14 protein-coding genes are annotated in these 10,733 nt (G+C 68.7%); 7 read left to right on the top strand and 7 right to left on the bottom strand.

Annotated elements, in window-relative coordinates; translation table 11 throughout:
- From A5643_RS04280 to A5643_RS04260, 5 genes are all read right to left on the bottom strand, one after another.
- Positions 1 to 672, bottom strand: coding sequence for a GAP family protein (locus A5643_RS04280; RefSeq protein ID WP_066852283.1), 672 nt, complete (start codon positions 670 to 672; stop codon positions 1 to 3).
- 1 nt (position 673) lies between these two features.
- On the bottom strand, positions 674 to 1,981 hold the full coding sequence (locus tag A5643_RS04275; protein ID WP_066852282.1) for an MFS transporter: 1,308 nt from the start codon (positions 1,979 to 1,981) through the stop codon (positions 674 to 676).
- A gap of 302 nt (positions 1,982 to 2,283) precedes the next feature.
- Complete coding sequence (locus A5643_RS04270) at positions 2,284 to 2,964, bottom strand: alpha/beta hydrolase (protein ID WP_066852280.1); 681 nt, start codon at positions 2,962 to 2,964, stop codon at positions 2,284 to 2,286.
- A gap of 61 nt (positions 2,965 to 3,025) precedes the next feature.
- Complete coding sequence (locus A5643_RS04265) at positions 3,026 to 3,226, bottom strand: hypothetical protein (RefSeq protein WP_156628521.1); 201 nt, start codon at positions 3,224 to 3,226, stop codon at positions 3,026 to 3,028.
- Between the two features lie 152 nt (positions 3,227 to 3,378).
- Positions 3,379 to 3,849 carry a nitroreductase family deazaflavin-dependent oxidoreductase gene (locus A5643_RS04260; protein ID WP_066852277.1) on the bottom strand — a complete coding sequence of 157 codons (471 nt, stop codon included), beginning with the start codon at positions 3,847 to 3,849 and terminating at the stop codon, positions 3,379 to 3,381.
- Positions 3,850 to 3,981: 132 nt separating this feature from the next.
- On the opposite strand from A5643_RS04260, the gene A5643_RS04255 reads away from it, so the two are divergent.
- Positions 3,982 to 4,260, top strand: coding sequence for a hypothetical protein (locus A5643_RS04255; protein ID WP_066852275.1), 279 nt, complete (start codon positions 3,982 to 3,984; stop codon positions 4,258 to 4,260).
- 11 nt (positions 4,261 to 4,271) lie between these two features.
- On the opposite strand, the gene A5643_RS04250 is transcribed toward A5643_RS04255, so the two are convergent.
- On the bottom strand, positions 4,272 to 5,489 hold the full coding sequence (locus A5643_RS04250; RefSeq protein WP_066852273.1) for an oxygenase MpaB family protein: 1,218 nt from the start codon (positions 5,487 to 5,489) through the stop codon (positions 4,272 to 4,274).
- Positions 5,490 to 5,566: 77 nt separating this feature from the next.
- Between A5643_RS04250 and A5643_RS04245 the strand changes: the two genes are divergently transcribed.
- From A5643_RS04245 to A5643_RS04235, 3 genes are all read left to right on the top strand, one after another.
- On the top strand, positions 5,567 to 6,199 hold the full coding sequence (locus A5643_RS04245) for a TetR/AcrR family transcriptional regulator (protein ID WP_066852271.1): 633 nt from the start codon (positions 5,567 to 5,569) through the stop codon (positions 6,197 to 6,199).
- Positions 6,200 to 6,269: 70 nt separating this feature from the next.
- Positions 6,270 to 6,509 (top strand): amphi-Trp domain-containing protein, encoded by a 240-nt coding sequence (locus A5643_RS04240; protein ID WP_066852270.1) that lies wholly within the window; start codon positions 6,270 to 6,272, stop codon positions 6,507 to 6,509.
- Positions 6,510 to 6,617: 108 nt separating this feature from the next.
- A complete protein-coding gene (locus A5643_RS04235) occupies positions 6,618 to 7,472 on the top strand; it encodes a sulfurtransferase (protein WP_066852269.1) in 855 nt (284 codons plus the stop codon).
- 28 nt (positions 7,473 to 7,500) lie between these two features.
- On the opposite strand, the gene A5643_RS04230 is transcribed toward A5643_RS04235, so the two are convergent.
- Entirely contained in the window at positions 7,501 to 9,171 is a 1,671-nt protein-coding gene (locus A5643_RS04230; RefSeq protein ID WP_066852267.1) for a ribonuclease H-like domain-containing protein, read from the bottom strand.
- Between the two features lie 105 nt (positions 9,172 to 9,276).
- Here A5643_RS04230 and A5643_RS04225 point away from each other — a divergent pair, with 105 nt between their 5' ends.
- The 3 genes from A5643_RS04225 to A5643_RS04215 all read left to right on the top strand — a co-directional run.
- Positions 9,277 to 9,612 carry a YnfA family protein gene (locus tag A5643_RS04225; protein WP_066852265.1) on the top strand — a complete coding sequence of 112 codons (336 nt, stop codon included), beginning with the start codon at positions 9,277 to 9,279 and terminating at the stop codon, positions 9,610 to 9,612.
- Between the two features lie 11 nt (positions 9,613 to 9,623).
- Entirely contained in the window at positions 9,624 to 10,169 is a 546-nt protein-coding gene (locus A5643_RS04220; protein WP_066852325.1) for a class I SAM-dependent methyltransferase, read from the top strand.
- A 250-nt stretch (positions 10,170 to 10,419) separates the two neighbouring features.
- Positions 10,420 to 10,733: NlpC/P60 family protein (locus A5643_RS04215; RefSeq protein ID WP_197497638.1), on the top strand; the 314-nt coding region annotated here is incomplete at its 3' end.

Raw genomic sequence — 10,733 nt, 5'->3', positions numbered from 1 at the left:
CTACAGGCCGGCCAGACCGGCGACGATCAGCACGCAGCCGACCGTGGCCAACAAGACGGTGAGCGCGCGGCGACGCCTGGTCTGCATCCAACGCTGCAGTGCTGCCAGCGCGGCGCGGGTGCGGTCCGGGGCGACCAGATGCAAGAGCAGCGGGATCTCCACGAACCCGAAAGCCACCGTGTTGAACAGCAGCACGGCACCGGTTTGCACGGTGGCAGCGGCACCCGAAGCGGCGATGAGGGCTAGTGCCGCCAGGTAGTCCACGGACGGTAGCGCGATACCGAGGCCCGCGACACCGGCCGTCCACAGCGAGCGGCTGTTGAGTAGCTGTCGGACCCGGGTGAGCAGCGGTTCGAATCGCTGTGCGACCGCGCCGCTGGCTCCCGCCGTGCGGCGCCCCACCACGCCGGTGGCGACCACTGCGGCGTTGAGCAGGAGCAGTGCCCCGACGATCACCTGCACTCGCGGCAGGGTGAAATGCACCGACTGCGCGGCCGGTCGCAAGACGAACAACGCGATCATCCCGACCGTGGTGCCCATCGCGAACCCGCCCGCGAGAAAGGCCAGGAGCTGCAGTTCAGGGCGGGGCCGGTTGATCATCAGGACCGTCATGCCGACCCGGAACGGCTCCAGGCTGACCGCAATCGCCATGGCCAACAACGTGATCCACACGCTAGTGTGCCCTGGCCGGCACCCGGACGGTGGTCAGCATCAACGTCAGGCCCGCTGCCAGGACCACGCAGAGCCCGGCTAAGCCGGCCCGGTCGGAATCGAACAGGTCGACGAAGGTGAAGAACATCCACGGCGCTAGGAACGACGCCGCCCGTCCGGCGGTGGTGTAGAGGCCGAACGCGACGCCTTCCTTCCCTTCGGCGGAGAACCGCATCATCAGGGCTCGCGCGGACGCGAGGGTGGGCCCGACGAACAAGCACAGCAGCAGACCGCAGACCCAGAACGCGGACGGGCCGGATGCCGCCAGCAGCACCAGACCGGTGGCGATCATCGCGGCGAGCGACCCGGCGATGACGAGCTTGGAACCCAGCCGGTCATCGAGCAGACCGCCGAGCACCGCGCCGATCGCGGCGACCATGCTGGCGCAGACTCCGAACACCAGCACGTCGGCTTGCGAGAGCCCATAGACGCTGACTCCCAGAACCGCCCCGAAGGCGAAAACTCCGGTCATGCCATCTCGGAACACGGCGCTGGCCACCAGGTAATAGACCACGTTGTGGTCGCGGCGCCACTCGGAGCGCACCTCACCCCAGAGGGCACGATAGGATCCGAAAAACCCGATCCGCGCACGGTATTCGCTGTCAGCCGTGCCGCGCACCGACGCCAGCAGCGGCCACGCGAACACCGCCAGCCACGCCGCCGCGAGCACCATCGAGGCGCGCACGTTGGCGCCGTCCTGTGTCGTGATGCCCAGGAAGCCGCGGGTGTCACCGTCGCCCTCGATGAAGCCGAAATACACGATCAACAGAAGCAGCACACTGCCGACGAATCCGGCGCCCGATCCCAGCCCGGAGATGCGCCCGGACGTCTCGGGTGTCGACACCTGCCGCAGCATGGCGTTGTACGGGACGGTCGCCAAATCGCTACACGCCGCCGTGCAGGCGAGCAGCACCAGCCCCCAACCCAGGTAGTGGTAGTCGGCCCGGATCAAACTCATCGTCGCTGTCATCGTGACGACCAGGCCGGTGAGGACGGTCAGTGCCATCCGGCGACGTCGCGGTGCGTTCACCCAGACACCGGTTGCCGGGGCGAGCAGTGCGACACCCAACCCGGCGATCGTCAGGGCCCGACCGAGCCAACTCGCCGGAGTGGCGGGCCCGGGCAGGTCGGCTCCAACGCTGTCGGTCAGATACACCGCGAACACGAAGGTGATGACGACCGCGTTCACGCCGGTCGCGCCGCAATCCCACAGCGCCCAGGCCGCCACCCGCGACCTGCGGCCGAGTCGGGTGTCGAGATGGCCGCTCATCGGCGCCGCCCGGCTCGCGTCGGGCGATCGGACGCGGTTTTCCGGGGACCGTCAAACGATTCGCTCGGTAGGGGGAGATCCGGAGTGTTCGCCGTCAACACACCCGGTCCCATCCCAGCACTTTACCGAACGCGTAGCCCCCAAGGGCGGCGGCGGAGGTGGGGCGAGCCGGGTGGCGTTCGCCAGTGATTCGCTGGGTGGTTTCTCGGGGCTCGATCGGGTGGTTCGACTCGAACTTTTGTCACGGCGCTGTTGGCTTCGTCCCGTCATGGTGGCCACCTCGGGAAGCCGTTTCACCGCGGTCAGGGGTGATTGTGCGCCACCGCGGCGATCCGCGCCGCGACCTCGGCCGCAACCGCCACGGTGTCGTCGTCCTCCGCAGCCGAATACCGGTCCGCCACCGGGTCATAGACGGCACCGGCGATCGAGCCGTGGTCGGCCGCCAGCTCGACCAACTCCACCGGCCAGTCGGCGCGGTCGAGGGCGGCGGCGAACTGTCGGCTGACCTCCGCCGGGACAACGGTGTCAAAGACGCCGTGTAGCAAGGTGAACGGCGGCGACTTCGCGCCGGTCGGCAACTCGGCGCCCGGTTGGCTACCCGTGATCGGGTCTGCGATGACGAACGCACCGGCAAGACACACCACGTGGGCGAACCCAACGCCGTATTCGGCGGCGTGGGGGGCCAATCCGGCTGCGGCGGCCCCGCCCATCGACCAGCCGACCAGGACCAGGTCGTCGGGCTCGGGCGCACGTGTTCGCGCGGCATCGAGTGACCGCAGCAGATCGGCACGTCCGCCGTCGTCGGCGTGGGAATTCCAGTCCGGCACGGCCACGGCCAGCCCGTGGCCGGCGATCATGGCTGCCAGCGGCCGCACAGCGGTGCGGGCATCGGTCTGCCTGCCGTGCCAGAGCAGGACCGTCGGTCGGCCGGGGTCACCGAAGAAGTCCATGAGCCGGCCGGGCGCGTACTCGAAGGTGTCCATCCGGTCAGTCTGCCGCGCCGACGCAGGACAATGCGAGGTGCGGCGGGGACTGCGTTCGTGGTCAACCTCTGCGGCGATCGTCGGGCTTGCGGCCGCTCAACACCGCCTGGCCCAGCAAGGTGATCTGCGCGGCCAGAGCGACCAGGACGAACACCAGCCACACAGTGGAGTCCAACCCACCGACCGCGGCGAGAATCAAGAGCAGGACCGTGCCCATGATCAAGGCGAGTTGACGCAGGACGCGCTTGTCGTTGGCACTCAATTGAGGCACACCTCCGGAGCCCGCGCCGGTCCGTTCGACGTGGCCGGCAGCCTGATCCTGCCACAACCGATTTGGCTCCTCGCCGAACGCGACGAACGGCCGTCAACGCGCGTGGGCGCCGGGGAGGATGTAGGCCCGGGTGACCCGGACGCTCACTCCCGCGCCGTCGGCACCGGCTCACAGATCACCACCGGGATGACCCGGTCGGTCCACGATTGGAACCTCGCCCACCGGGGATTCAGTGCGGTCACCCGCGGCCACAGCTCGGCGCGCTCGGCGTCGTCGGCCTCCCGCGCCCGCATCGCGCGGACTTCCGGGCCGATCTGCACCTGTACCCGCGGATCAGCGCGCAGGTTGAGCAGCCACATCGGGTGGGTCGGCAGCCCGCCCTGTGCGGGCACCAACAGCACGCGGTCCCCGTCGGCCAGATAGACCAGCGCGTTGGTGCGCGCCAACCCGGTCTTGCGTCCGGTCGTGGTCAACAAACACACCGGTTTGCCCAGTTCGTGACCGCCCACCCGGCCGCCGGTGGCGCGATACAAGGCCACGTTGGTTCGGGAATACCACCGCATCAGACGCGGGCCCAGCGCAGTGAAAAGCGCGGGCCGGGTCTTGGGCAGCATGGCACCGATCGTAGTCGCCCCAGCCGGCCGCCGAGCCGTGGTGAAAAGTGCGGCAGCGCAGCGTGAAAGCCGGCGAAAGCGGGACGTTATCCGCGCTGAAACGCGTTGCGGTGATTGACGTGACCGTTAGGGATGCAGGAGGTCGACGTGGATATCGACGGGTATGTGGCCGCCATCGCCGGAGCCGAGACGGCCCAGGAGGCCTGCGAGCGGCTGACCGGGGCCGGTTATCAGGCGACAGTGCAAGACGAGACCGTCGTCATCGACGACGGAACGGCCACCGCCAAAGCCGACGGCGGCATCAACAAGATCAACGACGAATTCTTCCTGTGGTGTATCTATGACCAGACCGGCGAATTGAGCCGATGTGTCGCCCGGGGACCGCACGGAAGCTGTCCGCCCCGGCGTTGACGCCGCGGTTCCTACGCGACCTTGCCGTGCGTTGCGGACGCGCCGATGGCGACCTGGTCATCGCCCATCATGGTGCGCATCAGCGCGTCGTGTTCACGGCGACCACGCGCCACCGCCCGATCCATGCCACCGGGAAGCAGCAACGCGTCGGCGCTGCGGGCGAGGTTGAGCGGGAGACGCACCAGCTGGTACCACGGCGGCACAAACGCCGGCAGCCCGAGATCGCGCATGGTGTTGGGGCCGAGGAAGCCGCTGGTGATCGAGAGGTGCTGTGCCTTGGCGAGCCTGCGACGCAGGCCGGAAAAGATGCCGTAATGCCATTCCAGCGGGTCTTCGGCCATGGGAACGGCGAGTTGCCTGGAGGTTTCGTCGGGGGTGGAGAGCGCGGTCAGCGTGTGAAAGAGGATGCGGATGCTGTCGCGGAAACTGCGGGGCAGCCATTCCTCTTCGATGCCCATCAGCCACCCGACGTAGCGGGTCAGATGCGCCACGGCAGCCAGGTCGGCGCGGGAGGTGATGATGCCCATCCCGAGCATGCCCACCACCGGGGCGATCAGCGCCCCCACCATGGTGGCGGCCATATCGGTCTGGTTGATCGGCAGACCCCACACCTCGTTGCGCCAGTCGGGCATCGCCGCGACATGACGGCGCACAAACGAATGGATGAGCCGCACGCGCACGGTGGCCTGGTAGCCGACCCCGCCGGGCAACAGTCCGTCTTCGACCATCACGTCCATCGCCCACTGCATGGTCTCGGCGAACCGCTTGTTGGAGCCCTTCTCCAGCACGCCGGTGCGCAGCAGGGTCTGGTTGAAGCTGGCGAACTGGTAACCACCCAGGAACGACACGTCCCGGGCGATGTACATGCCGTCCGCGCCGCCGCGGCGCAGGGCCCGTTGGCCGCGCCGCAGCAGGTCGGGGTCGACCCAGGACGGGGTGGATTCGATGTGGGCGAAGAATTCCCGCAGCGGCTCCGGTGCCTCGGGCACGCTGGCGATGCCGTCGCTCAAGGCTCGATCGAACAGCGGCCGCACCTGCTTGCTGCCGGTCGCCGACATCCACTCGACCAGGTCGTCCATCGGCTCGTCGCCGACGGTCAACCGCGCACCGAGTCGCTCCCATTGCGTCGGAGTCGGCTTGCCGATGCCCGACAGCAGCGCGAACGCGCGCACCGGGGCCGGTACCGGGCGCGGCCGATCGGGATGACGGCTGGGAAATGGCGGGTTCATCGGTCCCCTTGGTCGGCGCGAGCTATTTTGGAACACGTGCGTGATCAGAACTTAGGCAGCCTGGCCGGGGGCTGTCAATGAAGCGGGTTGGGGTGGTTCGCCACTACGGCGGGGTCAGCGCCGCCGACCGCCTCGCCGAGCGGCGCGCCAAACTGGTGTCCGCGGCGCGCACGATCTGGGGCGAGTCGGGGATCAACGACGTGACCGTCCGGGGCGTCTGCAACGCGGCCGGGCTCATCCCGCGGTACTTCTACGAGCAGTTCGCCGACCGGGCCGCGTTGCTGTTCGCGGTTGCCGACGAAGTGCGCGACCAGATGCTCGAGGCGATGACCACCGCCGGGCTCGCCGAGCCGGGCACCGTGGCGGACAAGCTGCGGTCCGCGCTGACCGCTCTGCTCAATCTCATCGAGGCCGACCCGCACATCCACCGCATCGCCGCCGGTGATGTCGGCGGTGTCGCCGGGCTGGCGGAGCATCGCGCCCGGATCCTGACGATCGTCACCGACGTGATCGTGGCGCGAGCGCCGGATGTGCTCACCGGTGACGCGCCGGATCCGGCCTTGTTGCGCCGTAACGCGATGTTCATCGTCGGCGGCACCAACCAGCTGATCACGGCATGGCTGGAGAACCCCCGGGAGAGCGCCACCGAGTTGGCGGCGCACTGCACCGAGCTGTGCCTAGCGGTCGTCCGCGGCGCTACCCGGGGGTAGCCGAAAACCGAAATCCGGCTTCTACCAGCAGCTTCGGTCATCCCGTCGAGGCCATCGGTTAGATTGGGTTATGGCTGAAGAGAAGATCCACAAGGAAGAACGTCTGCTCACCCGCGCCGATGTCGCCGCCGAACTGCGGCGCCTCGCCGACGAGCTGGACGCCGGCGGCACCATCACCTATGGCACCGGAGGCAGTCTCAGCGTGCCCGATCAGCTCGAGCGCGAGTTCGAGATCGAACGCGAAGACAAGGGCAGCAGCATCGAGTACGAGGTCGAGATCGAGCTGAAGTGGTACGAGCCCAAACAGTGAGGTCACTCACCGCACCCGGCGGCCCGGCGTCGCCGGAGTCCCCCCGACGCCCTCGGTAGGCTCGCAACCGGTGCAGCGACGGTGCGCTGCCGAGACCGAGGAGGCCCGATGCCCGGACGCGAAGACGTGCTCATCAGCGCGACGGAGTTGGCCGAATTGCTCGACGCCGACGCGCCGGTCACGATCCTCGACGTGCGATGGCGGTTGGACCAGCCCGACGGCTCCGCGGCCCACGCGGAGGGCCACATCCCGGGCGCGGTATACGTGTCGTTGGAGGACGACCTCAGCGACGCCGAGTTGGCCGGGCGCGGACGCCACCCACTCCCGCGGGGCGGCGACCTGCAAGAGGCCGCCCGCCGCTGGGGCGTCCGGCAGGGCGTGCCGGTCGTGGTCTACGACGACTGGAACCGGGTCGGCTCGGGCCGCGCGTGGTGGGTGTTGACCGCGGCCGGGCTGACCGACGTGCGGATCCTCGATGGCGGGCTGGACGCGTGGCGTGCCGCCGGCGGCCGGATCGACACCGGTGCGGTACACCCCAAGCCGGGCGATGTGACGGTGTCCCAAGACGACCTCTACGCCGGCGATCGACTCACCGTGACCGCCCAGCAGGCCGCCGACGGGGTGATGACGCTACTGGACGCCCGGCCGGCCGAGCGTTATCGCGGTGACAACGAACCGGCCGATGCGGTCGCCGGACACATCCCCGGCGCCAAGAACCTGCCGTTCGCGGCGGTGCTGGCCGAGGACGGCACCTTCCTCGACGAGGACTCCCTCAACGCCTTGCTCGCCGACCGCGACATCAACCGCCACGGCCAAGTCGGCGTCTACTGCGGTTCGGGAGTCAGCGCGACCGTGCCGATCGCGGCGATCGCCGCCCTGGGCCGCCACGCGGCGCTGTTTCCCGGTTCCTGGTCGCAATGGAGCTCCGAGCCGGGCCGACCGGTGGCCCGCGGCGACGAATAGCCGAGCGGGCCCGCCGGTTACGCGCCGGTCAGGAACGCACCGCGAACCTCCGGCCACGCAGCGCGTCGCGGATCACCGCCTGCGCGGCGACGTCGCAGCGGTTGTAGCGCAGACACCATTGCCGGGCCGCTTCGGCGTCGGCTCCACCGGCGCGCGCCACGTCGATCCAATGCATCGAGGCCAAACCGCCTGCGTCGTCGACATCCCATTGGAAGCCGAAGAGTCCTGCCACCTTCTTGAGGGAGGAGGATGTTCGGCAGAAATAGTGGGTGTTGAACCAGCCGTACAAGTCCTCGGTGATGCCGTCGAGGGCTGAGCGCACGGCTGGGAACCGCCCGGTTCGGCTGATCTCCGGATGCGACCAGTGAAAGACGCGCACGGATTTGCCGCGGCGGTCGGCTTCGGTGCGCAGCGCCGCGATGCGGCGTGCGAATCGATCGGCCAACACCGCCTCGGCGTCCTCGTCGAGCGGTTCGAACGACACGATCGGCTCGTAGCGCGCCGTCGTCTCATCCTGGCCTTCGCGGATCCGCAACCCCCACTGGTAGATCCGGTCCTCGGTGTCCCACTCGATGTCGAAATCGATCTCGATGTCCGCGGCGGGGACCTCGGGCGTCGACCCGTCCAGCTCCTCGATGTCCACCCCACGGGCCCGCATGTCCGCGCGACGGATCGTCGCCGACAACCGGTCCAGCGGGCTGCGGGTGCTCACCGACTGCTCGACGAATTCCTCGGCGATGCCGCCCGGGTCGACCCGCGCCAACTGTTCGACACTCAACCGGCCTCCGTCGCCGTATCGGGTGTAGAGGTACTGCCACTGACGCACGGTGAGATGGCCGGTCTCGGTCGCGAACGAGGCGTCCTCAGCCCCGACGACCTGTGCACAGTGGTCGAACCACTCACAGGTTGCGCATTCGGCGATCCGATACGGGCGGGCGAGTTCGCCGCCGCTGCGTGCGGCCGCCGCGACTCGCTGTCGAAATGCGAACTCGTGGTCGTAGCGCTGCAGCGGTGACCGCTTCCGCCGTCGGGCCGGACTGGAGGACGAGTAGGTCTCGATCTCCTCGGCATCCAGGTCGTACCAGGTGATTCCGAGGCCGGACCCGATCAGCGCAGCCAGATCGGAGGTGCCGATGATGCCGGCTGCGACCGGACCGGCGTGCCAGCCCAAATCCTGCAGCATCCGGGTGTAGTGGGCCAGCTGCATCACATCATCGCGCCAGGAGTTGGCTCGGTTGGTGTACCCGGAGTACCGGAGACGCCGAGCGGGTTCGGTCAATGACGAGACCTCCACACCGGGTTGGGAGGCCGCTTTTCCGCGGCTGGAGGCAGTGATCGTCTGGTGGTTCTTGATGTCGACCGGCAGGTAGCCACCGTCGTGCCGGACGAGGACATCGGGGGCGCCGGAGCGGGCGTTGACGTCCGGTAGACGCGCCCCGACGATTACCGCCACCCCCCGGTCCATCGCCTCGACGGCGGCGTCCGGCGACGCGTCATCGAGGATCACGACATCGGGGGAGGCGCCGTGGCAGCGCCGGATCTCCTCGACGATCTCGGCTTCGAAGGCTCGGCCCCGTTCACGCAGCGCGAGAATGTCCGCCGACACGTCGAGGACGACGGCGTCGCCGGGCACATGCTCGTTGTGCGTGCGGCGAGCACACTTTTTGGCCGGGTAACTGCCCAAGGTCAGCGTCGTCATGGCGAGCCTTTCTCGTAGTGGGGGAGTTTATCGGCGTTCGCCGACATTTCGGTGTCCTCGCATCGCCCGGCGGACCGGGTGGCGGCGGCTTGCGACAATGGGCCGATGCTGGTGGCGAAATCGGTGGCCCTGTTCGCGGTGGCCGCTCTGTTCGAGATCGGCGGTGCCTGGCTGGTCTGGCAGGGCGTCCGTGAACACCGCGGGTGGCTCTGGATCGGTCTGGGCGTGATCGCGTTGGGCGCCTACGGTTTCGTCGCCACGATGCAGCCCGATGCGCATTTCGGCAGGATTCTGGCGGCCTATGGCGGTGTGTTCGTCGCGGGGTCGCTGGCCTGGGGGATGGCCCTGGACGGATTCCGGCCGGACCGCTGGGACGTGGCGGGCGCGCTCATCTGTCTGCTCGGTGTGGGCGTCATCATGTACGCGCCGCGCCCGCGGTGACGGCGGCGACGATGAGTCAGCACGACCGGCTCCGCTGGGACGAGAAATACGCCGCCCGGCCCGCGCCGTCGCCTGTCGAGGCGGGGCCGCCGCGGGTGTTCGCCGCCCATGCCGAGGTGTTTCCGACCACCGGACGAGCGCTGGATCTGGCCTGCGGAGCGGGGACGGCCGCGGTGTGGCTGGCGCGCCGAGGGCTGAAGGTCTGGGGCTTGGACGTCTCGCCGGTGGCCATCGATCAGGCTCGAGCGCTCGCCGCGGCCAGTGGCGTCGAGGACGCCTGCTATTTCGACGTCGTGGACCTCGACGCCGGCCTGCCGCCCGGGCCGGCGGTGTCGGTGGTGGTGTGTCACCGGTTTCGGGACCGCCGGCTGGATGCGCAGATCATCGAACGCCTGGAACCCGGTGGCCTGCTGGCGGTCGCAGTGCTCAGTGAAGTCGGCGGGCGGCCGGGGCGGCATCGCGCCGTTCGCGGTGAGCTGGCCGCCGCCTTCTCCGCGCTGCACCCGATCGCGGCCGGCGAGGGCGACGGCGAAGCCTGGCTATTGGCGCGCCGTTGACGCCGGACGGGCATAGCTGACAGTGTTTCCGATGAGGCCGCGACGCGACGCCGTTGTTATCGCCCGGTAATTCCGGCGCCCGGAGTGGGACAGGCAGACAAATTCAAGGAAACGTCAAAAAACAGCGCTCTACCTGCGGTTACGACAATTTTTCGACAATACGAATGGCTGCAGATGTAGTCCAGAGCATTTTATCCGTTCAATGTGAGTGCCACCACAGTAATTGGTGAACGGCAAATTCTGATTGTTAATGTCTCGCGCTGTGTTTGTCCTCGCTTCGATTATGTCGCTGATCAATCAGGTGGCGGGCACCCCTTACGTGCCCGGTGGTGACAGCCCGGCTGGCACCGACTGCTCGGGTCTGGTGTCCTGGGTGGCCAACACCGCCGCCGGCCGCCCGGCCTTCGGCGACCGGTTCCACACCGCGAACGAGGAGGCCGCGTTGCTCGAGCGCGGTTTCCAGTACGGCACGGCGCCCAACGCCTTGGTCATCGGCTGGAACGCCAACCACACCGCGGCCACCCTGCCCGACGGCACCGCGGTCTCCAGCGGTGAGGGCGGCGG

The organism is Mycobacterium sp. 1274756.6 (assembly GCF_001668625.1).
GTDB lineage: Bacteria > Actinomycetota > Actinomycetes > Mycobacteriales > Mycobacteriaceae > Mycobacterium.
This window is presented reverse-complemented; position numbering and strand designations above follow the sequence as displayed.

What these genes read in the sequence shown, in the direction of transcription:
- A5643_RS04275 (WP_066852282.1), bottom strand. Translation starts at nt 1,981, where the DNA reads ATGAGCGGCCATCTCGACACCCGACTCGGCCGCAGGTCGCGGGTGGCG.
- A5643_RS04270 (WP_066852280.1), bottom strand. Translation starts at nt 2,964, where the DNA reads ATGGACACCTTCGAGTACGCGCCCGGCCGGCTCATGGACTTCTTCGGT.
- A5643_RS04260 (WP_066852277.1), bottom strand. Translation starts at nt 3,849, where the DNA reads ATGCTGCCCAAGACCCGGCCCGCGCTTTTCACTGCGCTGGGCCCGCGT.
- A5643_RS04255 (WP_066852275.1), top strand. Translation starts at nt 3,982, where the DNA reads ATGCAGGAGGTCGACGTGGATATCGACGGGTATGTGGCCGCCATCGCC.
- A5643_RS04250 (WP_066852273.1), bottom strand. Translation starts at nt 5,489, where the DNA reads ATGAACCCGCCATTTCCCAGCCGTCATCCCGATCGGCCGCGCCCGGTA.
- A5643_RS04245 (WP_066852271.1), top strand. Translation starts at nt 5,567, where the DNA reads ATGAAGCGGGTTGGGGTGGTTCGCCACTACGGCGGGGTCAGCGCCGCC.
- A5643_RS04240 (WP_066852270.1), top strand. Translation starts at nt 6,270, where the DNA reads ATGGCTGAAGAGAAGATCCACAAGGAAGAACGTCTGCTCACCCGCGCC.
- A5643_RS04235 (WP_066852269.1), top strand. Translation starts at nt 6,618, where the DNA reads ATGCCCGGACGCGAAGACGTGCTCATCAGCGCGACGGAGTTGGCCGAA.
- A5643_RS04230 (WP_066852267.1), bottom strand. Translation starts at nt 9,171, where the DNA reads ATGACGACGCTGACCTTGGGCAGTTACCCGGCCAAAAAGTGTGCTCGC.
- A5643_RS04225 (WP_066852265.1), top strand. Translation starts at nt 9,277, where the DNA reads ATGCTGGTGGCGAAATCGGTGGCCCTGTTCGCGGTGGCCGCTCTGTTC.
- A5643_RS04220 (WP_066852325.1), top strand. Translation starts at nt 9,624, where the DNA reads ATGAGTCAGCACGACCGGCTCCGCTGGGACGAGAAATACGCCGCCCGG.